Origin of the sequence: Tenacibaculum sp. MAR_2009_124, assembly GCF_900105455.1 — a bacterium.
GTDB lineage: Bacteria > Bacteroidota > Bacteroidia > Flavobacteriales > Flavobacteriaceae > Polaribacter.
In genome coordinates this window covers 111,493-135,877 of sequence record NZ_FNSF01000007.1, presented here as the reverse complement: position 1 = coordinate 135,877, position 24,385 = coordinate 111,493, and the positions used below count along the sequence as shown (strand labels likewise).

Genomic DNA, 24,385 nt, shown 5'->3' with positions numbered 1-24,385 from the left:
GGTTTTGTTAGACCAATAATCAATCAAGAAAAAATTTCATCCTTATATCTAAATACAATATCACAAAAAAAGTAATCAACTTAAGCAATTTTTTTCATTGATTATCCTACCTATATTTGCATATGGCTAAATCTTTACTTTTTATTCCTGACATCTCTGGTTTTACCCATTTTGTACAAAATACTGAAGTAGAACACAGTCAACATGTAATTGCTGAATTATTAGAAGTACTTATTGCAGCCAACACGCAAAAATTATCGTTAGCTGAAATTGAAGGAGATGCACTTTTCTTTTATAAAGAAAATGAAGTACCTTCTCAAGAAAAGCTATTAGCACAAATTGAAACCATGTATACCTCATTTTACGGGCATCTAAAAATGATGGAAAAAAACAGAATCTGTCCTTGTATGGCTTGTTCAAGTGCTATAAACCTTCAATTAAAAATTGTGGCTCATGCTGGAGATTTACAATTCTTAAAAGTTCAAAACAACAGAAAACCTTTTGGAGAGTCCGTTATTCAAGTTCACCGACTGCTGAAAAATAAGGTAAAAAGCGACAATTACGTTTTGATAAGTAACGATTTAATGAAAGAACTCCATATGTCATTATCCTATAAAACTTCACTTTTTAATTTTCAACAAGGAAGCGACTCTGACGGTAAAAATATTCATTATGTTTTTTCTGAAATTAACACCGAAAATCTAACACTAAAACCTTTTCTTGAAGAAAGTCATCTAGAAATCAACAGGAGACCTAATATGACCTTTAAAAGAGTTTTTAAAACTACTTCGAACCAACTCCTTGAAGTAATTACCAATTATAAATACCGAAATTTTTGGAGTGAAGGTGTTGACGATATCAAGTTTACTATAAATGAGGTTACTCGACTTGGAACGGAACATGCTTGTGTTATAGGTGGAAAGCATCTTAACTTTAAAGTTGTAACCAAGAAAAACGAAAACGACGAACTCATCTACGGTGAAAAAAACATTGATTCTCCATTATTTAAAGAGCTTTATCAATTCTTTAATATTACTCCCATTTCAAATTATGAAACGAAGCTAGAAGTAGAGTTTTACTGGAAACCAAAATCTTTCATCAAAAAGATGATAATCTTGTTCTTTGCTAAAAAGTTACTCACTAAAAATTTTACTGAATCGTTAGAGAGGTTAAATAATATTATTGAGAGTTTAAAAAAGTCTGAAATCAAATAGATGTTCCCTAACGGAAGTACCCCAGAAATCCAATCTCAACACGTTAATTTCATTAAACCACTAAAAAACCCGAACAATAACTTGCTCGAGTTCTTAATTTTAAAGAAAACAAAAGCTATATATAGCTTTGGAATTTATACTAAAAATTCAAATAAATTCGGTTTGTTATTTAAATATTCTCCATAGAAATTACGTTCTTTCATTCTGTTAATTAAAGGCTGTAAATCTTCCACTCTTTCGATTTCTACCCCCACCACAGCAGGTCCATTTTCTCTACTTGTTTTTTTAGAATATTCAAAAAATGTAATATCATCATTCTTTCCTAAAACATCTATTACAAATTCTTTTAATGCTCCAGCTCTTTGAGGAAAGCGAATGATAAAATAATGCTTTAAGCCATTAAATAATAAGGCTCTTTCTTTTATTTCTGCAGTTCTCGTAATATCGTTATTACTACCACTTACCACACAAACAACATTTTTATCTTTAATCTTATCTCTATATAAATCTAATGCTGCCAATGTAAGTGCTCCCGCAGGTTCAACTACAATAGCATCTTTGTTATACATATCTAAAATGGTTTGACATACTTTACCTTCAGGAACGGTTATCATTTCAGTAAGATTCTCTTTACAAATCTTATAAGTAAGATCTCCAACCTGTTGCACAGCGGCACCATCAACAAATTTGTCAATGCTTTCCAATTTTAGATTATCACCTTTCTCAAACGCAGTTTTCATAGATGGAGCACCTTCAGGCTCTACACCAATTACTTTGGTTTCCGGTGATATTATTTTAAACACTGATGAAAGGCCAGAAGCTAAACCTCCTCCTCCAACAGGAACAAAAACATAATCAATAGATTGCTCAGATTGTTCAATAATCTCTAAACCAACAGTGCCCTGTCCTTCAATTATTTTTGCATCATTAAAAGGATGTACAAAGGTTTTCCCTAAACTATCACTCACATATTTAGCCGCATTATAGGCATCATCAAAAGTATCTCCAGACAACTGAATATCCACAAATTCACCTCCAAACATTCTTACCTGTTCTACTTTTTGTTTTGGTGTAGGAGTTGGCATAAATATAGTTCCGAAAATTTGCTTCTTACTACAAGCCAAAGCTACTCCTTGTGCATGATTTCCTGCACTAGCACAAACAATACCATTGGAAAGCTCTTCTTTAGAAAGAGAACTAATTTTATTATAGGCCCCTCTAATTTTATACGAGCGAACTTGTTGCAAATCTTCACGCTTTAAAAAAACGTTAGCACCATACTTCTTAGAATAGGTATAATTTGACAACAAAGGTGTAACAGCGACCACCTCTTTCAAGGTGGCTGCTGCCTTTTTTATATCTATTAATTTTGGATAATATGTTTTTGTATCTACCTCCATTATTATGCTAAAACAGGCTCACTAGCCTCTGTTTTTACTATTTTCATTGCTGTCATAGCAGTACGTAAAACCTTCCCTGACTGTTCAACTGGATGATTTCTGATTGCGTCATTAACAGCAATTAACGTTTGATTATCAACTCCATTTGAAGTACCAAAAGATTTTCCGATAACCTCTGTTGATACAGTTTTCATGAAATCCGTTAATAAAGGTCTACAAGCATGATCAAATAAATAACATCCGTACTCCGCTGTATCAGAAATAATTCGATTCATTTCGAATAATTTCTTTCTAGCAATTGTATTTGCAATCAATGGTGTTTCGTGCAAAGATTCATAATATGCCGATGCTTCAATAATCCCTGCATCAGTCATTGTTTCAAAAGCCAATTCAACACCAGCTCTAACAAAAGCAACCATTAATGCACCATGATCAAAATATTCTTGTTCAGAAATTTCTTTACTTGTTGCTGCAGTTTTTTCAAAAGCGGTTTCTCCTGTTTCTGCTCTCCATGTTAATAGATTCTTATCATCATTTGCCCAATCTTCCATCATAGTTTTCGAAAAATGTCCAGACATAATATCATCCATATGCTTGCGGAATAATGGACGCATGATATCTTTTAACTCTTCCGATAATTCAAAAGCTTTGATTTTTGCAGGATTTGATAATCGATCCATCATGTTGGTGATTCCTCCATGCTTTAAAGCTTCTGTTACGGTTTCCCATCCATATTGAATTAATTTAGAAGCATAAGCAGGCTCAATTCCTTCTTCAACCATTTTATTAAATGATAAAATAGACCCCGTTTGCAGAACTCCACAAAGAATAGTTTGCTCTCCCATTAAGTCAGATTTAACTTCTGCTACAAAAGAAGACTCCAATACTCCAGCTCTATGTCCACCAGTTGCGTAAGCATATGCTTTTGCTTCTGCTAAGCCTTTACTTTGAGGATCGTTTTCTGGGTGAACAGCAATTAAAGTTGGAACACCAAAACCTCTTTTGTACTCCTCTCTAACTTCTGAACCAGGACACTTAGGTGCAACCATAATTACGGTAAGATCTTTACGAACTTGCATTCCTTCCTCCACAATATTAAATCCGTGAGAATAGGCTAAAGTTGCTCCTTCCTTCATTAATGGCATCACAGCTCTTACTACTTGAGTATGCTGCTTATCTGGTGTTAAATTACACACTAAATCGGCTGTTGGAATTAACTCCTCGTAAGTCCCAACTTTGAATCCATTTTCAGTTGCGTTTTTATATGATTGACGTTTTTCTGTAATTGCTGATTGACGTAATGCATAAGAAATATCTAAACCAGAATCGCGCATGTTTAATCCTTGATTCAATCCTTGAGCTCCACACCCAACGATTACCACCTTGGCTCCTTCTAACGCCTTTATTCCATCTTCAAATTCTGAAGACTCCATAAATCTACACTTTCCTAATTGAGCCAATTGTTCTCTCAGTGATAATTGGTTAAAATAATTTTCCATTTTTTTATTATAAAGTTTATGTTGTTTATTTTTTACTCCCAAGTTTTTAGCATTTGCGAAACTGGCATTGCTGTTTTAGTAATTGCTATTCTTCCAGATCTAACAAACTGCATTATTCCATGCTTATCTAAAGTATGATACAATTCTTCCAACTCTTCTTTTGAACCTGATTTCTCTAAAACGAAAAAGTCCTTATTAATATTAATTACACGCGACTTACTACCATTAATAACATTCTGAATTTCGTCGTTGTCTGTTAACAAGTCGGTACTTAATTTAAAGAGACAAGATTCTTGATAAATTGTTTCTTCATCTCTATGGTAATATGCCTTAATTACTTCCACTTGTCTTTCAAGTTGCCCCAAAATCTTCTTTACCTGATCTTCTGAAAGTTTCACGAGTAACGTAAATCTTGAAACACTTTTAATCTCTGACTTCGAAACATTAACACTTTCGATATTAATATGTCTTCTTTGAAATATCGAAGAAATCCTATTTAACAACCCTACGTTGTTTTCTGTATAAATTGATATGGTATATGTTTGCTTATTTTCCATAATTACTCTAATCTTATTTCTGACACTGATGAACCTGTTGGTATCATAGGAAATACATTATCTTCCTTTTCAACGCACACTTCCAAAAAGTAAGCGTCTTTCGACCGCATCATTTCTTGAACAGTACTCGCTAAATCTTCCCTTTTAGTAACTCTTTTTGCTTCTATTTGATATCCTTTTGCAATCGTAACAAAATCTGGATTTACCATCTCAGTTGACGCGTATCGTTTATCAAAAAATAACTGTTGCCATTGACGCACCATTCCTAAAAACTCATTATTTAAAACAACAATTTTAACCGCTGTTTTTGTTTGCAATATGGTTCCAAGTTCTTGAATTGTCATTTGATATCCTCCGTCACCAATAACCGCTACCACTTCTCGCTCAGGCGCTCCCATCTTTGCTCCAATAGCAGCAGGCAAAGCAAATCCCATGGTTCCTAAACCACCAGAAGTTATATTACTTTTTGATTGATTGAATTCGGCATAACGACAAGCAAACATTTGATGTTGCCCAACATCAGAAACAATTACAGCATCACCACCAGAAGCATTATTTATTTCTTTCATCACCTCTCCCATGGTTAATCCATCTTTTTCTGGATACAACACTCCTTTTATGACCTTATCATATTCAATAGCATCATGATTTCTAAATTCTTCTAACCATTCTGTGTGAGAGTTTTTATTGATCAACGGTAATATTTGTGCTAAACTATCCTTAGCATCTCCTATTACGGCTACTTCAGTTTTAACATTTTTATCTACCTCAGCAGGGTCTATTTCAAAATGAACTACTTTAGCCTGCTTGGCATACCTACTTAAATCACCAGTTACACGATCATCAAAACGCATCCCTACGGCAATTAACACATCACAATCATTAGTTAATACATTAGGCCCATAGTTTCCATGCATTCCCACCATTCCAACATTCAGTTCATGAGAGGTAGGTAGTGCAGATAATCCCAAAATTGTCCAAGCAGATGGTAAACCAGCCTTTTCAATAAAAGCCTTGAACTCAGCTTCCGCTTCTCCTAAAATAACCCCTTGACCAAAAACCACCATTGGTTTTTTTGCTGTATTTATTAATTCAGCAGCATCTTTCAACTTCTCATTTACAACTGGAGTTTTTGGCGCATAACTTCTTACCGAAGTACATTTTTTATATTCAAAATCGAACTCTTCAAACTGAGCGTTTTTTGTAATATCAATTAACACAGGTCCTGGTCTTCCCGATTTTGCTATATAAAAGGCCTTCGCCATTATCTCAGGAATTTCGCTAGCCTTCGTAATTTGATAGTTCCATTTTGTAACAGGTGTTGATATTCCAACAATATCTGTTTCCTGAAAAGCATCCGTTCCTAATAAGTGCTCAGCTACCTGCCCCGTAATACAAACCATAGGAGTAGAGTCGATTTGAGCATCTGCGATACCGGTAATTAAATTTGTTGCTCCAGGTCCAGAAGTAGCTATTGCCACTCCAACTTTTCCAGAGACTCTTGCATATCCTTGAGCAGCATGTGTTGCTCCTTGTTCGTGACGGGTTAAAACATGATGAATCTTGTCTTGGTATTTATAAAACTCATCATATACCGGCATAATTGCTCCACCAGGATATCCATAAAGAACATCCACACCTTCTGCCAACAAACATTTAATCACTGCCTCAGCTCCGGTAATGGTTTCTTTTACCTTTACAGTATCTTGCATTTTTTCTTGTGTTTTTGTTGCCATTTTTAATTCTATTTATTTGCTAGCTTTCGTTTAATCTTCTTTCTAAAATTCATCTGTAACACATCCATTTGATGCTGATGAAACTGTTTTCGCATACTTATACAAAACTCCTCTGCTTACCTTTAACGGAGGTGCTTGCCAGTTTCTTCTTCTTTCTTCTAATTCCTTTTCTGAAATTTCTACATTGATTGTATTTGTTTCAGCATTTAAAGAAATTATATCTCCATCCTTAACTAAGGCTATTGCTCCTCCTTCTTGAGCTTCTGGTGTAATATGACCAACTACGAAACCATGAGTTCCTCCCGAAAAACGACCATCTGTAATCAATGCAACGTCTTTACCTAATCCAGCTCCCATTATGGCTGCCGTTGGTTTTAACATCTCGGGCATTCCTGGTCCGCCTTTAGGTCCTTCATATCGAATTACAACAACATCACCTTTTTCAACCTTACCGTCTCTAATTCCATCATTAGCCTCGTATTCACCTTCAAATACTTTTGCTTTTCCTTTAAAAACTAGCCCTTCTTTTCCTGTTATCTTCGCTACTGAACCTTCTTCTGCTAAATTTCCATACAACATTCTTAAATGTCCCGTTTTTTTAATTGGCGACTCAACAGCTTTTATAACTTCTTGTCCTTCGATTAAACTAGGCACTTCTATTAAGTTTTCTGCTAATGTTTTCCCTGTAACGGTTAAACAATCACCATGTAATAATCCTTTCTCTAAAAGATATTTTAATACCGCCGGAATTCCTCCAACTCGGTGAACATCTTCCATTAAAAACTTACCACTTGGCTTCAAATCCGCCAAAAATGGGGTATTGTCTGATATTCTCTGAAAATCTTCTAAAGTAAATACCACATTAGCCGCTTTCGCTATGGCTAAAAAGTGTAATACTGCATTGGTAGAACCTCCCATCACCGTGACCAATCGTACCGCGTTTTCAAGCGATTTTTTCGTCACGATATCAGAAGGTTTAATATCTTTCTCTAACAAAACGCGTAAAGCCTCTCCAGCTCTAACGCTTTCTTCTTTTTTATCTTCACTAATTGCAGGATTTGAAGAATTGTATGGCAAACTCATTCCTAAAGCTTCAATAGCAGAAGCCATTGTATTTGCAGTATACATACCACCACAAGCGCCCGCTCCAGGGCAAGCTTTTTCGATAACACTTTGATATTCTTTATTATCTATTTTACCTGCTACTTTTTCTCCCCAAGCCTCAAAAGCCGAAACCACATCTAGTTTCTTTCCTTCATGACAGCCTGACTCTATTGTTCCTCCGTATACTAATACTGCTGGCCTATCTAAACGCAACATTGCCATTAATGCACCAGGCATATTCTTATCACATCCAACCACAGTTACCAAGCCATCATACGACATGGCTTGTACTACAGTTTCCATTGAATCAGCAATAACGTCTCTTGACGGTAGTGAAAATCGCATTCCAGGAGTTCCCATTGATATTCCATCAGAAACTCCAATAGTATTAAATATCAATCCTATTAAATCTTCATTCTGTGTTCCTTCTTTCACCAATTTTGCCAGATCGTTCAGGTGCATATTACACGGGTTTCCTTCATACCCTGTACTTGCGATTCCAACGAAAGGCTTTTTTAAATCTTCGTTAGTTAATCCCAAGGCATGCAACATGGCCTGTGCTGCTGGTTGGGTATCGTCTTGAGTTACTCTTTTACTAAATTTATTTAGCTCCATTTGTTAGTTTGTTAAGCATTTTTCACGAAGTCCTAACACTTCTTGTTTGTATAGTTTCATTAATTTTTGTCCCTGAGACTTTTCCCAATCCAAAGGAAATTCATATTCATCAATCGACTGTAATCCAACTACCTCAGCAGCCGTTCCAGTAAAAAAGGCACTATCTGCATATTTCAATTCATCTAGTGTAAAATGCTTTTCATGAACTGGAATTCCTTCCTCTTTACATAATTCAATAATAGTAGCCCTTGTTATTCCAGCCATTATATGTCCTCTTGGAGGTGTGTACAGTACACCTGTCCTTTCCATAAATATATTGGCACCAGAACATTCGGCAACATTATTATTCATATCTAAAAGTAAAGCTTCATCAAAACCTACTTTTTTTACTTCATTACTTGCTAAGATGGAATTGACATAGTGTCCTGTCACTTTTGCTTCCACAAAACACGATTTCGGATTTGGACGCTGAAACTTAGAAGTTTTTACACGTAAAAGTTTATCTCCCATTAGTTTCCCCCACTCCCAGCATTGTATTATCAAATCAGAACCCTTTGCTGAGAAAACTCCCATGTTTTCTCCCGTAAGTACAATCGGTCTTATATAAGCATCTGATACATTATTTCTTCTAAGCAATTCATACGTGATCTCTGTTAATTCTTCTACAGAATAGTCAAAATCAATATCCATGACTTCAACCCCAAACTTTAAACGCTCATAATGTTCTTTAGATTTAAAGATTTTTGTTCCTTCTGTTGTACCATAAGAACGAATACCTTCAAACACCCCATTACCATAGTGTAATGTTTGCCCATAGGTACTTGTTGAAGCCTCTTTGGCTTTAACAAATTCTCCATTGTAAAAAATTACAGATTCTTCTTTGTAATACATCTTTTACCCTTTTTATTTTCGAAATTATTTTATTGTTTTATTGTTTTTCTTCTATAGATTCGAATTAAATGATTCTCAATCCTCATATTTTTAACATAACCTATTGTTTTTCAGTATTTTACAATTCAACCATCCATGATAGTCATATGTCAAAAAAAAAGCCTGTATCACTCAATTGATACAGGCCTCTTTTACAACGTAATAGCTATCCGTATCAACTCGGTGATGAGCTAATAATGACGATAATTACGATGTTTAAAACTTGATTCATTTTAATTCTAACTAAAAAAGGCTTCCAAAATTGGAAGCCTTTTCTTATATTTTTATTATAAATATCACTTCCCTTATCCTTGCGAAATAATCACAATGACAATAATAATAGAGACAATATTTAATACTTGTTTACTCATTCTATTGGCAAATATTTAATTTTTTTTCGATTTCTACAAATTATTTCCATTTTTTATTTTTCTTACCCACTTTTTACATGTCCTTATAACCTACTAAAAATGTTTAACTTAAAAAAAACACGATTTATATTTGTTTTTTAAAATTAATTTATAGATTTGCCATATTATGCAAACAAATAGAATATACAATATCATACCCAGTTTGTTAGTGCGGTGCTAATACCGACACTATTACTTCGCTTTTGTGAACTGAGTTTTTGTATCATTTTATTTTCAAGTTTTGAAATCAATCATATATTTTTTTATCGTAGTTAAACAAATTGTCGTTTCGAACGACATAGTAACTCGCACTTTCTTTCCTATCCGACCTCGCCCGTAAGGGTGACACTTAATTATGGAGCTCAGGTGAGTCCGGCTCTTCTCTTAAAACTCAGAATCAATTTAACCAATAAGTTAAGAAAAAATAATTTTCACTAAATATTAGTACAATGAAAATTGTTATTGCAAATGCATCACATAGCTCATATGCTTCAATTATTTGTAACACCATTGAGCAGGCTGCCCAAAAAAGAGGTACTGGAATTGCGAAACGCAACCCTAATTATGTTATTTCTAAAATAGAACAAAGTAATGCTGTAATTGCTTTAGATGGAGATAAGTTTGCAGGATTTTGCTATATAGAATCTTGGGAACACGGAAAATTTGTAGCAAACTCTGGTCTTATTGTTCATCCAGATTATAGAGGTATTGGGCTGGCAAAAAAAATTAAAAAACACATTTTTGATTTATCAAGAACCAAGTTTCCTGAAGCCAAAATCTTTAGTATTACCACAGGGTTACCCGTTATTAAAATGAATAGTGATCTTGGATACAAACCAGTAACTTTTAGCGAATTAACAGAAGACGAATCCTTTTGGAAAGGATGTCAAACCTGTATAAACTACGATGTTTTAAAAAGAACAGAAAGAAAAATGTGTTTATGTACTGGAATGTTGTACGATCCTGAGAGTGCTGTATCTAAAAAAACAAAAGTTAAAGAAAAAGTTTTTCAAAGACTTAAGAGAATTAAAGAAGGAATGTATTTAAAAAAGGAGAAGAAAAAGGTTGAAAATAATAAAAAGGATAATCAAAGAAATTCAAAACAAACGTATAGAAGCATTTTTTCATAATTAGACTCCATTTAAACGGATTCTTAGTTAAATAACATGGAAAAACTCTTAAAAATATAAAAAAAATGGAAAAATTAGTTATTGCATATAGCGGCGGTTTAGACACATCATATTGTGCCGTTAGTCTTGCAAAACAAGGATATGAAATTCATGCTGTAAGCGTGAATACTGGCGGGTTTTCTTCAGAAGAAATTAAAAGAATTGAAGAAAATGCCTATACCATGGGAGTCACAACCTACAAAAACATCGACGCTGTTAATGATTTTTACGAAAAAGTAGTTAAATATTTAGTTTTTGGAAACGTATTAAAAAACAATACTTACCCACTTTCTGTTAGTGCTGAAAGAATTATTCAGGCTATAGAAATTATTACTTATGCAAAAAGTATTAATGCCAAATATATTGCTCATGGAAGCACGGGAGCTGGAAATGATCAAGTAAGGTTCGATATGATTTTTCAAACGATTGCTCCCGAGATTGAAATTATTACTCCAATTAGAGATTTAAAACTTTCAAGACAAGAGGAAATCGATTATTTAAAAGCGAACGGTGTAGATCTTTCTTGGGAGAAAGCAAAATACTCTGTTAATAAAGGGCTTTGGGGAACAAGTGTTGGTGGAGAGGAAACTTTAACTTCAGAAAAAGCTTTACCCGAACATGCCTACCCCTCTCAATTAACAAAAACGGAGCCCGAAGCTATAAAATTAAGTTTTACAAAAGGTGAATTTACTGCTATTAACGGTTTTAGAAATGATCCTGTTACCAATATTGAAACATTAAACTCAATTGCTTCAGCATATGGAATTGGTAGAGATATTCATGTAGGTGATACGATTGTTGGAATAAAAGGGAGAGTTGGTTTTGAAGCCGCTGCGGCATTAATAACTATAAAAGCGCATCATTTGTTAGAAAAACATACGCTAACAAAATGGCAATTGCAACACAAAGAATATTTAGCAAACTTTTACGGAATGCATTTACATGAAGGTTTGTATTTAGACCCAGTAATGAGAGATATTGAATCTTTCTTGGAAACCAGTCAATCAAAAGTAACTGGAGATGTATTTGTTACATTAAAGCCGTATCACTTTTCTTTAGATGGTGTACAATCACCACATGATTTAATGAATGCAAAATTCGGAAGTTATGGCGAAATGAATAAAGGTTGGACTGCCGATGAAGCCAAGGGTTTTATCAAACTATTAGGGAATCAAAATAAAATATACCAACAAGTAAATCAATAGGTAGCAATTATCAGTGATCAATTATCAATGATCAGTTAATAATTCGAAATCAGAATTAACAAAACAACATGATACAAGTAGGAATCATAGGAGGCGCTGGGTACACAGCAGGAGAATTAATTAGATTGTTATTGCAACATCCAAATGCAACCATCAATTTCGTGTATAGCACCTCTAATGCAGGTAATAAAGTTTCACACATTCATCAGGATTTAGAAGGAAGTACCGATATAAAATTCACTCAAGAAGTCAATGAGAATATAGACGTTTTGTTTTTGTGTTTAGGACATGGAAACTCGAAAAAGTTTTTGAACAGCAACGGCTTTTCTTCACAAACCAAAATTATTGATTTAGGCAACGATTTCAGGTTAACACAAGACCATATGCATGATGGTAAGGAATTTGTTTACGGCTTACCAGAATTCCAAAAAGAAACTATTCAAAAGAGCAGTTATATTGCGAATCCAGGTTGCTTCGCTACTGCCATTCAGTTAGCTCTTTTACCATTAGCCAACGCTAAAAAGTTAGGCAATGATATTCATATTAATGCGGTTACTGGGGCTACCGGAGCAGGAACCTCCTTATCAGCAACTACCCATTTTACTTGGAGAGATAATAACTTTTCTTTTTATAAACCTTTTACGCATCAACATTTAGGAGAAATCAACCAAACGGTAAAAGAACTACAATCAGATTTTAAATCGGATATCCTGTTTTTACCTAATAGAGGTAATTTTTCAAGAGGAATATTTGCTTCATTGTATACTAATTTCAATGGAACAATTGAAGAAGCTAAAGAATTGTATACTTCTTTTTATAAAGATGCACCCTTCACCCATGTTTCTGACACACCAATTCATTTAAAGCAAGTAGTGAATACGAATAAATGTTTAATCCATTTACATAAACACAATAACAAGCTTTTAATTACCAGTATTATTGATAATCTATTGAAAGGAGCTTCTGGCCAAGCTGTTCAAAACATGAATCTATTGTTTGACCTTCCTGAAGGAACCGGATTACAATTGAAAGCCAATTATTTCTAAATCTATTAGAGAATAGATATACAAAACATAAACAAACTAAAAATACTCAAGTGAAAATAGCCATTATAGGAACGGGAAATTTAGGAAAATCAATTGCAAAAGGATTGATTAAGAATAATGCGTTTGAGAGTCTTTATTTAACAAAAAGAAATTTAGACGAACTACAGGAGTTTAACAATACTAAAAACGTTTTCTTAGGTACCGACAACCTCAAGGCAGTAAAAAATTCGGACGTACTAATCTTTGCTGTTCAACCGAGACATTTTGAAAAAATACTACAAAATATTCAAACAGTACTTACTGAAAAACACGTTATCATTTCAACCATAACAGGGTTTTCAATACAGAAAATTGAAGATACCATAGGTGAGAAAAACAATATTCTTAGAGCAATGCCAAATACGGCGATAGCTGTGGGTAAATCTATGACTTGCATTTGTAGTAATTCACACGCCAATGGTCATGTAAAAATTGCCACCTCTATTTTTAATGTTTTGGGAAATAGTTTAGTCATTCCAGAAAATCAAATGCAAGCCGCAACTGTAGTTTGTGCAAGTGGAATCGCTTTTTGGATGCGTTTGATACGGGCCACCACACAAGCCGCTATACAACTTGGTTTTGATGCAAAAGAAGCACAAGAATTAGCCATGTTTACTAGCGAAGGTGCAGCCAATCTTTTAATTACTTCTGGAAATCATCCAGAAGAAGAAATAGACAAAGTTACCACTCCTAAAGGTTGCACTATTGAAGGCTTAAATGAAATGGAACACAAAGGATTAAGCGCCGCTTTAATTCAAGGAATGGTAGCCTCGTTCAACAAAATTAACACGATAAAAAAAGAACAAATATGAGTTTGTTTAATGTATACCCTCTTTTCGATGTAACTCCTGTAAAAGGAAAAGATGTATTTGTTTACGATACCGACAATACTAAATATTTAGATTTATACGGAGGTCATGCGGTTATTTCAATCGGTCATGCTCATCCTAACTATACAAAAGCTATTACCGACCAAGTAAATGCTCTTGGGTTTTATAGTAATTCTATTCAAAATCCTTTACAAGTAGAACTTGCCAAGAAAATTACTTCAATTTCCAATTGTCATGACTATCATTTATTCTTATGTAACTCTGGAGCTGAAGCCAATGAAAATGCATTGAAATTAGCCTCTTTCCATACGAATAAAAAGAAAGTAATTGCTTTTAAAAATTCATTCCATGGTAGAACTTCCGCGGCAGTAGCGGCAACCGACAATCCTAAAATTGTGGCTCCTATTAATGCACAACAAGAGGTCGCTTTTTTAGAATTTGAAGATTTAGTAGGAGTCGAAAAAGCTTTGCAAACGAATGATGTTTGTGCTGTTATTATAGAAACTATTCAAGGAGTTGGTGGTTTAGACGAGGCTTCAACTCATTTTTATCAAGGTTTAGAAAGATTATGTAAAGAATACAATACTTTATTAATTGCTGACGAAATTCAATCTGGTTTCGGAAGAACTGGAGACTTCTTTGCTTTCCAAAAGCACGGTATTACTCCTGATATTATCTCAATGGCAAAAGGAATGGGGAATGGTTTTCCTATTGGAGGTATTTTGATCCATCCAAAAATTGAAGCCTCATTCGGTCTTTTAGGTACTACTTTTGGAGGAAACCACTTAGCCTGCGCAGCCTCTTTAGCAGTTGTAAACGTTTTACAAGAAGAAAACTTAATAAATAACGTAAAAGAGATATCAGCATATTTCATTGAAAAGTTGAAAGAAATTCCGCAAGTAACAGCAATTAAAGGAAGAGGATTAATGTTAGGTATAGAGTTTTCTTACCCGATAGCATCGCTAAGAAAATCACTATTATTTGATCAGCATATTTTTACAGGAAGTGCTAAAAATCCGAATTTATTGAGATTACTCCCTTCATTGACTTTACAAAAAGAACATGTAGATACTTTTATTAATGCCTTACAAAAGGAACTAAAAGCTGTCACCCTATGAAACATTATACTAGCCTAGATGATATTCAAAACCTCGATTCAATTATTGAGAAAGCGATTCAATTAAAAAAGAATCCCTTTCAATATAATGACTTAGGTAAAAATAAAACCTTAGTAATGCTTTTCTTTAATGCTAGTTTACGTACAAGATTGAGTACTGAAAAAGCTGCAAAAAATCTGGGTATGGAAGTAAGTGTTTTAAATATTTCACATGCTTGGAACATGGAATTCGAAGATGGTACTGTTATGAATTTAAATACTTCGGAACATATTAAAGAGGCGGCAGAAGTAGTATCTCAATATGGCAATATTATTGCTGTAAGAGCTTTTCCAACATTAACGGATAAAGCAAAAGATACTTCAGAATTAATTATCAATAGTTTCAAAAAATATGCTACAGTTCCAATTGTAAACATGGAAAGTGCCACAGATCATCCTTTACAAGCTCTGGCCGACGGAATTACTTTAGAAGAACAGAAATCTAAAAAAAAGCCAAAAGTAGTATTGTCATGGGCACCTCATCCAAAGGCGTTGCCGCATTCGGTTGCCAATGGATTTGTTCATTTAATGAATAAGGTTGATGTTGATTTTGTAATTACACATCCCTCGGGGTATGAACTAGATCCTAACGTTACCAAAAACGCTCAAATTGTATACGACCAAGACGAAGCTTTTAAAAATGCTGATTTTATATATACGAAAAATTGGAGCTCATTTTCTGATTATGGTAAAATCCTCCAAAACAATACTGACTGGATGATTACGCAAGAAAAATTGGGAAACGCCAAGTTTATGCACTGCCTGCCCATTCGTAGAAATGTTGTTGCTGAAGATGCCGTTTTAGACGGAAATAACTCTTTAGTTATAGAACAAGCGAACAATAGAACCTATGCGGCACAGATAGTATTAAAAGAATTATTAACTCAGTTGAAGTAATTTATAAATTTTGAGTGTTGAGTGTTGAGTGTTGAGTGTTGAGTGTTGAGTGTTGAGTGTTGAGTGTTGAGTGTTGAGTGTTGAGTGTTGAGTGTTGAGTGTTGAGTGTTGAGTGTTGAGTGTTGAGTGTTGAGTGTTGAGTGTTGAGTGTTGAGTGTTGAGTGTTGAGTGTTGAGTGTTGTAAGATTCAATTCTTTACTTAAAACTCAAAATTTAGAATTAAAAATTTAAAATTAAAACCATATAGAGTGGAAACAATAAAGATCGTAAAAATAGGTGGAAACATCATTAATAATAACGAAGCGCTCGATAGCTTTATAGCGAACTTTTCTAAAATTACTGGTCCTAAAGTATTGGTTCATGGTGGTGGAAAACTAGCCTCTGAATTAGCTAAAAAAATGGAGGTTCCTGTAAAAATGATTGATGGTAGAAGAGTTACTGACGAAGCTACACTCGACATTATTACAATGGTATATGCTGGAAAAATCAACAAAAACATTGTAGCAAAATTACAAGCTAATAAGGTAAATGCTTTAGGATTTACTGGTGCCGATGCTCAAACCATTGTTTCCGTAAAAAGACCTTCAAAACCTATTGACTTCGGATATGCTGGCGATATAGTGAAAGTAAACACCTCAACATTAGAGTTATTATTAAATAATGGAATTACTCCTGTTTTCTGTGCCATAACTCATGACATAGAAGGGAATCTATTGAATACAAACGCAGACACCATTGCTTCTGAATTAGCCATTGCTTTCGGTCAAAATTATAGTACAGAACTCTATTATTGTTTTGAGAAAGATGGTGTTTTAAGAAATATTGACAACCCCGATTCTGTTATTGAAGAAATCGATTTAAACACCTATCAAGCATTAAAAAGTGAACAGGTGATTTTTGAAGGGATGATTCCGAAGTTAGATAATTGTTTTCACGCACTTAAAAACAACGTTTATCAAGTACATATTGGAAAAACCGACATGCTATTTAATCAACAAACAAAACATACATTATTGCAATTATAATGATACAAAAACTCACCACAAAAGCAATTGAACTATTAAAAAACTTAATAGAAACCCCTTCTTTCTCTTCCGAAGAAGACAATACTGCTTTACTATTGGAAGCATGGTTTAAAAACTATGAGATTCCATATACACGAACTCAAAACAATGTTTGGTCTGTTCACAAGGAATTTGACCCTTCGAAACCTACCCTATTATTGAACTCACACCATGACACCGTAAAACCCAATAATGGATATACAAAAGACCCATTTAAGGCAATTGTTGAGAATGGAAAACTCTATGGCTTAGGAAGTAACGATGCGGGAGGTTGTTTGGTTTCTTTACTAGCTACATACACCTATTTTTACCAACGAAGTAACTTGTCTTATAATCTTGTATTTGCCGGAACAGCAGAGGAAGAAAGTAGTGGCCCTGATGGACTAAATGGCTTATTAAAAACATTACCAAAAATTGATGTTGCTATTGTAGGAGAACCAACATTAATGCAATTAGCTATAGCCGAAAAAGGGTTGGTTGTTTTCGACGCTGAAGTCAAAGGAACACCAAGTCATGCTGCCCATCCAAACACAGATAATGCCATTTATAATACTATTAAAGTGTTGGAATGGTTTAAAAATGTACGTTTTGATAAAACTTCTGAGACTCTAGGTGACGTAAAATTAACGGTAACACAAATCAATGCTGGAAAACAACATAATGCAGTACCTGCCAATGTCTCTTTAGTAGTTGATGTTCGTGTAAATGATCAATATACCAATCAAGAAATTAGCGATTACTTACAAAATAACGCTCCATGCAGCTCAATTACACCAAGAGGATTAAATTTAAACTCCTCTTCTATTCCGAAAGAACATGAATTGGTACAGGCTGGAATTGAACTTGGTCGGGAAACCTATGGCTCTCCTACCTTATCAGATCAGTCGGTGCTGAGCTGTCCATCTTTAAAACTAGGTCCTGGAGATAGTACACGTTCACATACTGCCGATGAATTTATATATGTAAATGAAATCGAAGAGGGTATTGATTTGTATATTCAACTATTAAGTAAAGTACTAAAAGAAAAAGCTGTTGCTTTAAACACAGCAGAAAAGTAATACAAGAATTAAAAATATTAATACAATGATGAGTGAAAAAAAATGATTAAAACTTTGTTCGATTAAAGACACTCATATTGCATTAATGCTTGAATTAGTGTAAGCATTAAACGGAGAATAGATAGAATTTTGTTTGTTTTAGAAGGGTACAACACAATTAGTACAACTATTCGAAGTTTAATGCTTTTTAAAAAATAAAAGTAAGTTATTCGTACAGGGTCGAAGTAATCCAACGTGATACTGAATACAATGAAACTTTATGAATAATTACATTATAGACTGGATATTTATGTTATTCATAGCTAAATAATCCGCATTAAAAACTAAAGACAAATATGAAACTTTGGGATAAAGGCGTAAGCATCGATAAAAAAATAGAGAGTTTTACCGTTGGAAATGACAGAGAAATAGATCTATTTATTGCTTCTTATGATGTACAAGCTTCTTCGGCTCATGCCAAAATGTTAAACAGCATTGGCATTTTATCAAAAGAAGAATTAACTCAGCTTATTGAAGGGCTTGAAAAATTGAAACAGCAAATAAAAGAGGGTACTTTTATTATTGATTCTGAGTTTGAAGATGTACACTCGAAAATTGAATATGAGCTTACCAAACAATATGGTGAGGTGGGTAAAAAAATACATACGGCTCGTTCAAGGAACGATCAGGTTTTAGTCGCTTTACAATTGTATTATAAGGATAACCTTGAAATACTTATTAAAAAAACAAAAACACTTTTTGGTACCTTATTGCAACTTGCTGAGCAGTATAAAGATCATTTATTACCTGGTTATACACATTTACAGGTTGCTATGCCCTCCTCTTTTGGACTTTGGTTTTCGGCTTATGCCGAATTGTTAATTGACGACTTATATTTGGTGGAAGCAGCTTTAAAAACAGTGGATCAAAACCCCTTAGGTTCAGCAGCAGGTTATGGTAGCTCCTTTCCTATTGACAGGGAGTTTACGACAAAAGAACTTAATTTTAACTCCTTAAAATACAATGTAGTAGCAGCACAATTGAGCAGAGGAAAAAGTGAGCGAACAGTAGCCATGGCTTTAGGTGGATTAGCAAATACCTTGTCTCGTTTTGCGATGGATGTTTGTTTGTATATGAGTCAGAATTTTGGTTTTATCACTTTTCCAGATGAACTAACCACTGGTAGTAGCATTATGCCTCATAAAAAGAATCCTGATGTTTTCGAGTTGATTAGAGGTAAGTGTAATAAAATTCAGGCTTTATATACCGAAACATTATTATTAACGAATAATTTGCCAAGTGGTTACCATAGAGATTATCAGTTATTAAAAGAAAATATTTTGTATGCTTTCGAAGATTTAAAAGATGTACTCGATATTTTTGATTATGCCATTCAACAGATTATTGTTAAAGATATTGACCTGAATGATGATAAATATAAATATTTATTTACGGTTGATAATATCAATACTCTAGTAGAGAAAGGTATGAGTTTTAGAGACGCTTATAAAAAAATAGGTGGTGAAGTTTCAGATGGTTCCTATGTTCCCGATACTTCTAAAAAACATAGTCACTCAGGAAGTATTCATAATTTAAGCTTGGATAAAATTCAGGAAAAGATGAATCTATTATAAATTATGAATGTTGAATGTTGAGTGTTGAGTGTTGAGTGTTGAGTGTTAAATCAAACAAACTACTATTATAAAGAACGATAGCACCCCTTTTATCTCATACAAAGCTAGAAATTTGGACTTTGGACTTTGGACTTTGGACTTTGGACTTTGGACTTTGGACTTTGGACTTTGGACTTTAGACTTTAGACTTTAGACTTTAGACTTTAGACTTTAGACTTTAGACAAAAGTACATTATTAGCAGAAGAGCAAGATTCTAAATAGATAGGTCTTGCTTTTTTTAGTTTATATCCCTTATTCAAAATATAATTTTATTGAACTATAGAATATTTTCAATTTCATCCCTTATAATATACTTAAACCTTTGTATCATGAATAAAATCGACAATAAATATCTAGTTAGAATGAAAAAAGCTAACGAAGTAATAATAGTTTCAATATATTCGTTAAAATCTCTTATCAAATAATTAAGTAATACCAGCATTACTACATATATTCCTAAAGAAATTATGTAAAGGGTAATATTTGCTATTTGTTTCATGCTATTTTTATACCTTCTAAAAGAATCTTCATCAATATTAATATTACTCTTTTCAATCCTTATCCTTGAACTAATATTCAATAACAACGAAAAAAACAGTCCTGTAAAAATTGCAACTCCGGCCGCTAAAACCTTATCAAATGAGGAAAGTTTCACATCATTAAATACAACAAGAACTACAAACAGTACAGGTAAAAAATAAAATAAAGCATAATATAAAGCTTGGATAAAATTCAGGAAAAGATGAATCTATTATAAATTATGAATGTTGAATGTTGAGTGTTGAGTGTTGAGTGTTAAATCAAACAAACTACTATTATAAAGAACGATAGCACCCCTTTTATCTCATACAAAGCTAGAAATTTGGACTTTGGACTTTGGACTTTGGACTTTGGACTTTGGACTTTGGACTTTAGACTTTAGACTTTAGACTTTAGACTTTAGACAAAAGTACATTATTAGCAGAAGAGCAAGATTCTAAATAGATAGGTCTTGCTTTTTTTAGTTTATATCCCTTATTCAAAATATAATTTTATTGAACTATAGAATATTTTCAATTTCATCCCTTATAATATACTTAAACCTTTGTATCATGAATAAAATCGACAATAAATATCTAGTTAGAATGAAAAAAGCTAACGAAGTAATAATAGTTTCAATATATTCGTTAAAATCTCTTATCAAATAATTAAGTAATACCAGCATTACTACATATATTCCTAAAGAAATTATGTAAAGGGTAATATTTGCTATTTGTTTCATGCTATTTTTATACCTTCTAAAAGAATCTTCATCAATATTAATATTACTCTTTTCAATCCTTATCCTTGAACTAATATTCAATAACAACGAAAAAAACAGTCCTGTAAAAATTGCAACTCCGGCCGCTAAAACCTTATCAAATGAGGAAAGTTTCACATCATTAAATACAACAAGAACTACAAACAGTACAGGTAAAAAATAAAATAAAGCATAATATAAAATAACATTAAAAGGGTCTGAAATAATTTCATTATCACTATCACTTTTTATGCTTTTTATTGCTTTCAGGTATATCTCTCTATAACTTCTAAAATCTAGCACTATTTAGACTTTTTTGCTTCTTTCTTTATTTGTTCAATCTCATTATTAACCAGCTCCTGCATTTTTTTAAAATTTGGTGAGTTATCCGCATTAATACATTCAAACGGGACTCTAATATTTGGAACAATATTTATAGTTTCATCTGAAGTATCAATTTCAACAGTCTTTTTTTCCTTATATCCATCATGATTCCTGACATATGTTACTTTTATATCATCCTGTCCCATTTTTGCTGAGACGCCATGACTCTTTAGAAGAACCTGAATATCTTGATCATCAATTTTTCCATTACTATTCTTTATACTACCGAACTTAATCGATGCCCTATCCGCTGAAATGGCTGCTGTATCATGTATGCTTTTTTTTCTTATCAGTGTTACGTTTAAAATTTGAGATTTACTCAAAAACTCTTCTTGTCTCTTTTTCGTTGTTGTTGCTTGGAGCTTCCTTCCAGATATACCAAGAGAATAATTAGCCAATATTTTCTTAAACAAGTCGTCAAATAAAGGTTTAATAGTTAATGAACCATTCTTTTGAAGAAACAGATACACATGATTTGAATTTGTGGGCATCCATATTCTAGCAAAAACCATTGAACCTACTATATCTTTATTGGAAACAACATTTTTCTTCTTTTCTTCATCTATCACATACTGTTTAACTCCTGTCAATCCACCATTAATCATTAAATCAAGAGTTCGACTTTCATGATTAAAATCATATTCTTCAAGTATACCTCCATGGGTATTTTTATTGTTTTTGAATGAATTTTCTGTATCAAGAATCTTAATAACATCTTGTACAAATCCTTTTCCGAATTTCTGTTCTACTTCCTTGTAAATAGAACTCAGAAAATCATTCGTAGAAATTAATTCAGTATTTCTTGCACGCTTTTTTTTATTCCAAAAGAATACATTCCTAAGAATAGGGTATGATTAGCCATAGTAAGTTGTAGTTTAGTTAGGTTCTTGAAAATTACAAAAAAATCATTAGTATATTGGAGTTTTTCCAATACAATAATAAAAGGTTAGAACTAAATTTAATGCTTTCATTAATGAGATCAATCCAACATTATATTAAATCGTAACCAATTCATTCAAATTGTTATATACCAAATGACCAGAAAAGATTTTATTGAAGTAGTTAAAAATCTCAATACAGATTTAAGAAAGAATCCCGACAAATGGGAGAATAATAGCCTAAATGATTATTTAGAGGCAATATCTCGTTATACAGAAGAGATACAAGCTTTTTATGACAATACAAACCAGAATATAAACTCTGAAATTCCATCTTGGAAAATATTCGCTGATATTTTAAAAGGAGCTTCTATATACGAATAACAACCTCAATACTACGAATACCAATTCAATACAAACCCTCACAATCATTCCATGTACTTTTAGCTAAAAATTTAGTTAAATGAACATTGAATTAAAAACACTCTCCCTAAAAACACTAATTACTACTATAGCTATTGGTTTCCCTTTGATTATTGGTATAAGTGCCGTTTCATCTATATATACCGAAAACATGAATCTTTTCCTTCTCTTTATTCCAGCCTTAGGATTATGTTTTTATTTAGGGTTTAGATTGTCAAAAAAAACCACTAAAATAGATTTAAGGAATAGCGAATCCATTAAAATTAATGATCAAATCATTGCTCATAACGATATCATTGGATACTATATTGATGATCGAGGAGGTTCTCAAAAAGGCTTTTACTTAAAGCTAAGCAACGAAAAAACTATTATGATTGGAGGTTCGAAATTGGGAGAAGAAGGAGAAATATTTGATAGCACTATCAACAAAATAATTGCTGTTATTGAACAAAACAATCAAGATTTCCATGTACTTCAGTACAACGATATCTACAAAGAATATACTTTCTTTTCAAAACCTGCTTTTCGTATTGGGCTAGCCATCATACTTTTTGTTTTGGCTTTATTAAAAGTAATTACTTTGTTTACTTAAAACGTTATTGATTCTATAAAGGATGTAATATGTCGGTAATTAATGAACATCTTCCAAAATTAAATTCGAACCTGAGCCTTTCTTTTTTTAAAATTATGAACACAGAGAACAATAACAGTCTAACATTAGTGAATCAATTAGAAAATAGAGATGAATCACTTCAAGAAATATTTGATGACTACTTCTAATACCTTATTCCTTACAAATGGTTTATTATAACTTTATGCATCCTAATTGGTGTTATTGTTCTTAGTAATTTTCTATTTGCTGGAAAAAGTTACTCTATTTCTGACTATAACACGATAAAAACTGGTATGCTCATTATTCTCGGAACTTTAGTCTTTATCCTTTTCATCATAGGGATTATTTGCTATAAACGACAATCCAAAGTAAGAGAACAAATTATGAAAGTAGCCAATGCCAATAATGTACCTTATCAAGGTTTAAGAAATGAAATTAATAGTATTATTGCCTACAATAATTTAGGTCATAAAATATAATACTCCTGCATAATAAGTCATATTGTAGTGATACTATTTTATTCATTTAAAATCAACCTAAACCCCTTACCGTGGATGTTTTGAATTTCAATTTTATTCTCTTTATCGCTTTTTAAATATTTCCTTAGTTTGGTTATATAAACGTCCATGCTTTTGGTTGTAAAGTAATTATCGTCTCCCCATATTTCAGAAAGTGCTTGCGAACGCAATAGTATGTTATCTTTAAAGGCTATTAACATTTTCAGCAGTTCACTCTCTTTGTATGTTAATTTTGTTTCGATATCATTCAAAACAAGAACTCTCTTTACCACATCTAATTTAAAATTTCCAATTTCATAGATAGTACTTTCATCATCCAAGACAACCTCAGATTGTTTCCCGAGAAGCGCTTGAATTTTCAAGTATAAAATATCAGGATCAAAAGGTTTTTCCAAATAATCTAAAGCTCCCAATTCAAAACCTTTTACTTTATCTTCTTTCATTATTCGGGCTGTTAAAAAAATAAAGGGAGTTTTAATTCCTTTGTCTTTTAATTCTTTTGCAATCGAAAAACCATCCTTGTTAGGCAGCATTACATCAAGTATAAAAAAATCGAAGAGTTGATTTTTTACAATTATCAAAGCCTTTCCTCCATCTTTACATAGTGTTACATCAAACTTTTTAATTTCTAAAAAAGCCTTTAAAACCATTCCAAAGTTGGGGTCATCTTCAACTAATAATATTTTTTTTCTCGGTTGTGTATCCATA

General features: G+C 32.9%; 22 protein-coding genes. 13 read left to right on the top strand and 9 right to left on the bottom strand.

Features of this window, described 5'->3' with window-relative positions:
- Nucleotides 1-122 precede the first annotated feature (122 nt).
- Nucleotides 123-1,214: a DUF2652 domain-containing protein gene (locus BLW23_RS17620; protein ID WP_093672331.1), complete on the top strand. Its 1,092-nt coding sequence runs from the start codon at nucleotides 123-125 to the stop codon at nucleotides 1,212-1,214.
- Between the two features lie 134 nt (nucleotides 1,215-1,348).
- Here BLW23_RS17620 and ilvA read toward each other — a convergent pair whose 3' ends face one another.
- From ilvA to BLW23_RS17590, 6 genes are read right to left on the bottom strand one after another with little or no spacing between them, the layout of a single operon-like run.
- A complete protein-coding gene (gene ilvA, locus BLW23_RS17615; RefSeq protein WP_093672329.1) occupies nucleotides 1,349-2,614 on the bottom strand; it encodes a threonine ammonia-lyase IlvA in 1,266 nt (421 codons plus the stop codon).
- Between the two features lie 2 nt (nucleotides 2,615-2,616).
- A complete protein-coding gene (gene ilvC / locus BLW23_RS17610) occupies nucleotides 2,617-4,113 on the bottom strand; it encodes a ketol-acid reductoisomerase (RefSeq protein WP_093673171.1) in 1,497 nt (498 codons plus the stop codon).
- 32 nt (nucleotides 4,114-4,145) lie between these two features.
- Nucleotides 4,146-4,670 (bottom strand): acetolactate synthase small subunit, encoded by a 525-nt coding sequence (gene ilvN / locus BLW23_RS17605; RefSeq protein ID WP_176829869.1) that lies wholly within the window; start codon nucleotides 4,668-4,670, stop codon nucleotides 4,146-4,148.
- Nucleotides 4,671-4,672: 2 nt separating this feature from the next.
- The gene (gene ilvB / locus BLW23_RS17600; RefSeq protein WP_093672325.1) at nucleotides 4,673-6,406 is read right to left on the bottom strand and encodes a biosynthetic-type acetolactate synthase large subunit; all 1,734 of its coding nucleotides are present in this window, start codon (nucleotides 6,404-6,406) and stop codon (nucleotides 4,673-4,675) included.
- 42 nt (nucleotides 6,407-6,448) lie between these two features.
- On the bottom strand, nucleotides 6,449-8,125 hold the full coding sequence (gene ilvD, locus BLW23_RS17595) for a dihydroxy-acid dehydratase (RefSeq protein ID WP_093672323.1): 1,677 nt from the start codon (nucleotides 8,123-8,125) through the stop codon (nucleotides 6,449-6,451).
- Between the two features lie 3 nt (nucleotides 8,126-8,128).
- Nucleotides 8,129-9,016, bottom strand: a complete 888-nt coding sequence (locus BLW23_RS17590) for a branched-chain amino acid transaminase (protein ID WP_093672321.1) — start codon at nucleotides 9,014-9,016, stop codon at nucleotides 8,129-8,131.
- A gap of 898 nt (nucleotides 9,017-9,914) precedes the next feature.
- Between BLW23_RS17590 and BLW23_RS17585 the strand changes: the two genes are divergently transcribed.
- The 9 genes from BLW23_RS17585 to argH all read left to right on the top strand — a co-directional run bounded on the left by BLW23_RS17585 (nucleotide 9,915) and on the right by argH (nucleotide 19,542).
- Nucleotides 9,915-10,595, top strand: a complete 681-nt coding sequence (locus tag BLW23_RS17585; RefSeq protein ID WP_093672318.1) for a GNAT family N-acetyltransferase — start codon at nucleotides 9,915-9,917, stop codon at nucleotides 10,593-10,595.
- Between the two features lie 65 nt (nucleotides 10,596-10,660).
- On the top strand, nucleotides 10,661-11,839 hold the full coding sequence (gene argG, locus BLW23_RS17580) for an argininosuccinate synthase (RefSeq protein WP_093672316.1): 1,179 nt from the start codon (nucleotides 10,661-10,663) through the stop codon (nucleotides 11,837-11,839).
- Nucleotides 11,840-11,907: 68 nt separating this feature from the next.
- Nucleotides 11,908-12,885 (top strand): N-acetyl-gamma-glutamyl-phosphate reductase, encoded by a 978-nt coding sequence (argC, locus tag BLW23_RS17575; RefSeq protein ID WP_093672314.1) that lies wholly within the window; start codon nucleotides 11,908-11,910, stop codon nucleotides 12,883-12,885.
- Nucleotides 12,886-12,935: 50 nt separating this feature from the next.
- Complete coding sequence (gene proC / locus BLW23_RS17570; RefSeq protein ID WP_093672312.1) at nucleotides 12,936-13,736, top strand: pyrroline-5-carboxylate reductase; 801 nt, start codon at nucleotides 12,936-12,938, stop codon at nucleotides 13,734-13,736.
- Complete coding sequence (locus tag BLW23_RS17565) at nucleotides 13,733-14,872, top strand: aspartate aminotransferase family protein (protein WP_093672310.1); 1,140 nt, start codon at nucleotides 13,733-13,735, stop codon at nucleotides 14,870-14,872. Before proC ends, BLW23_RS17565 begins: the two co-directional genes overlap by 4 nt.
- On the top strand, nucleotides 14,869-15,807 hold the full coding sequence (locus BLW23_RS17560) for an N-acetylornithine carbamoyltransferase (protein WP_093672308.1): 939 nt from the start codon (nucleotides 14,869-14,871) through the stop codon (nucleotides 15,805-15,807). The genes BLW23_RS17565 and BLW23_RS17560 overlap by 4 nt, the downstream gene beginning before the upstream one ends.
- 248 nt (nucleotides 15,808-16,055) lie before the next feature.
- Entirely contained in the window at nucleotides 16,056-16,832 is a 777-nt protein-coding gene (gene argB / locus BLW23_RS17550; RefSeq protein ID WP_093672306.1) for an acetylglutamate kinase, read from the top strand.
- Complete coding sequence (locus tag BLW23_RS17545; protein WP_093672304.1) at nucleotides 16,832-17,929, top strand: M20 family metallo-hydrolase; 1,098 nt, start codon at nucleotides 16,832-16,834, stop codon at nucleotides 17,927-17,929. Before argB ends, BLW23_RS17545 begins: the two co-directional genes overlap by 1 nt.
- 335 nt (nucleotides 17,930-18,264) lie before the next feature.
- Nucleotides 18,265-19,542: an argininosuccinate lyase gene (argH, locus tag BLW23_RS17540; RefSeq protein ID WP_093672302.1), complete on the top strand. Its 1,278-nt coding sequence runs from the start codon at nucleotides 18,265-18,267 to the stop codon at nucleotides 19,540-19,542.
- A 1,079-nt stretch (nucleotides 19,543-20,621) separates the two neighbouring features.
- On the opposite strand, the gene BLW23_RS17530 is transcribed toward argH, so the two are convergent.
- Both BLW23_RS17530 and BLW23_RS17525 read right to left on the bottom strand, forming a co-directional pair.
- Nucleotides 20,622-21,164: a hypothetical protein gene (locus tag BLW23_RS17530; protein WP_093672298.1), complete on the bottom strand. Its 543-nt coding sequence runs from the start codon at nucleotides 21,162-21,164 to the stop codon at nucleotides 20,622-20,624.
- The gene (locus BLW23_RS17525) at nucleotides 21,164-21,850 is read right to left on the bottom strand and encodes a hypothetical protein (protein WP_093672296.1); all 687 of its coding nucleotides are present in this window, start codon (nucleotides 21,848-21,850) and stop codon (nucleotides 21,164-21,166) included. Before BLW23_RS17525 ends, BLW23_RS17530 begins: the two co-directional genes overlap by 1 nt.
- A 429-nt stretch (nucleotides 21,851-22,279) precedes the next feature.
- On the opposite strand from BLW23_RS17525, the gene BLW23_RS17520 reads away from it, so the two are divergent.
- The 3 genes from BLW23_RS17520 (at nucleotide 22,280) to BLW23_RS23070 (ending at nucleotide 23,638) form a co-directional block, all read left to right on the top strand.
- A complete protein-coding gene (locus tag BLW23_RS17520) occupies nucleotides 22,280-22,507 on the top strand; it encodes a DUF7660 family protein (RefSeq protein ID WP_093672294.1) in 228 nt (75 codons plus the stop codon).
- A 79-nt stretch (nucleotides 22,508-22,586) separates the two neighbouring features.
- Nucleotides 22,587-23,138: a hypothetical protein gene (locus BLW23_RS17515; protein WP_093672292.1), complete on the top strand. Its 552-nt coding sequence runs from the start codon at nucleotides 22,587-22,589 to the stop codon at nucleotides 23,136-23,138.
- A 314-nt stretch (nucleotides 23,139-23,452) separates the two neighbouring features.
- Nucleotides 23,453-23,638 carry a hypothetical protein gene (locus BLW23_RS23070; protein WP_143032220.1) on the top strand — a complete coding sequence of 62 codons (186 nt, stop codon included), beginning with the start codon at nucleotides 23,453-23,455 and terminating at the stop codon, nucleotides 23,636-23,638.
- Between the two features lie 38 nt (nucleotides 23,639-23,676).
- On the opposite strand, the gene BLW23_RS17510 is transcribed toward BLW23_RS23070, so the two are convergent.
- Nucleotides 23,677-24,384, bottom strand: coding sequence for a response regulator transcription factor (locus tag BLW23_RS17510; RefSeq protein WP_093672290.1), 708 nt, complete (start codon nucleotides 24,382-24,384; stop codon nucleotides 23,677-23,679).
- Between the last annotated feature and the right edge of the window lies 1 nt (nucleotide 24,385).

Coding starts and splice junctions, on each gene's coding strand:
- BLW23_RS17545 (WP_093672304.1), top strand. CDS start 16,832: ATGATACAAAAACTCACCACAAAAGCAATTGAACTATTAAAAAACTTA.
- BLW23_RS17525 (WP_093672296.1), bottom strand. CDS start 21,850: ATGATTAATGGTGGATTGACAGGAGTTAAACAGTATGTGATAGATGAA.
- BLW23_RS23070 (WP_143032220.1), top strand. CDS start 23,453: ATGCTCATTATTCTCGGAACTTTAGTCTTTATCCTTTTCATCATAGGG.
- ilvD (WP_093672323.1), bottom strand. CDS start 8,125: ATGGAGCTAAATAAATTTAGTAAAAGAGTAACTCAAGACGATACCCAA.
- ilvN (WP_176829869.1), bottom strand. CDS start 4,670: ATGGAAAATAAGCAAACATATACCATATCAATTTATACAGAAAACAAC.
- BLW23_RS17585 (WP_093672318.1), top strand. CDS start 9,915: ATGAAAATTGTTATTGCAAATGCATCACATAGCTCATATGCTTCAATT.
- BLW23_RS17510 (WP_093672290.1), bottom strand. CDS start 24,384: ATGGATACACAACCGAGAAAAAAAATATTATTAGTTGAAGATGACCCC.
- BLW23_RS17520 (WP_093672294.1), top strand. CDS start 22,280: ATGACCAGAAAAGATTTTATTGAAGTAGTTAAAAATCTCAATACAGAT.
- argG (WP_093672316.1), top strand. CDS start 10,661: ATGGAAAAATTAGTTATTGCATATAGCGGCGGTTTAGACACATCATAT.
- BLW23_RS17620 (WP_093672331.1), top strand. CDS start 123: ATGGCTAAATCTTTACTTTTTATTCCTGACATCTCTGGTTTTACCCAT.
- ilvA (WP_093672329.1), bottom strand. CDS start 2,614: ATGGAGGTAGATACAAAAACATATTATCCAAAATTAATAGATATAAAA.
- ilvB (WP_093672325.1), bottom strand. CDS start 6,406: ATGGCAACAAAAACACAAGAAAAAATGCAAGATACTGTAAAGGTAAAA.
- ilvC (WP_093673171.1), bottom strand. CDS start 4,113: ATGGAAAATTATTTTAACCAATTATCACTGAGAGAACAATTGGCTCAA.
- BLW23_RS17590 (WP_093672321.1), bottom strand. CDS start 9,016: ATGTATTACAAAGAAGAATCTGTAATTTTTTACAATGGAGAATTTGTT.
- BLW23_RS17560 (WP_093672308.1), top strand. CDS start 14,869: ATGAAACATTATACTAGCCTAGATGATATTCAAAACCTCGATTCAATT.
- argC (WP_093672314.1), top strand. CDS start 11,908: ATGATACAAGTAGGAATCATAGGAGGCGCTGGGTACACAGCAGGAGAA.
- argH (WP_093672302.1), top strand. CDS start 18,265: ATGAAACTTTGGGATAAAGGCGTAAGCATCGATAAAAAAATAGAGAGT.
- BLW23_RS17515 (WP_093672292.1), top strand. CDS start 22,587: ATGAACATTGAATTAAAAACACTCTCCCTAAAAACACTAATTACTACT.
- BLW23_RS17565 (WP_093672310.1), top strand. CDS start 13,733: ATGAGTTTGTTTAATGTATACCCTCTTTTCGATGTAACTCCTGTAAAA.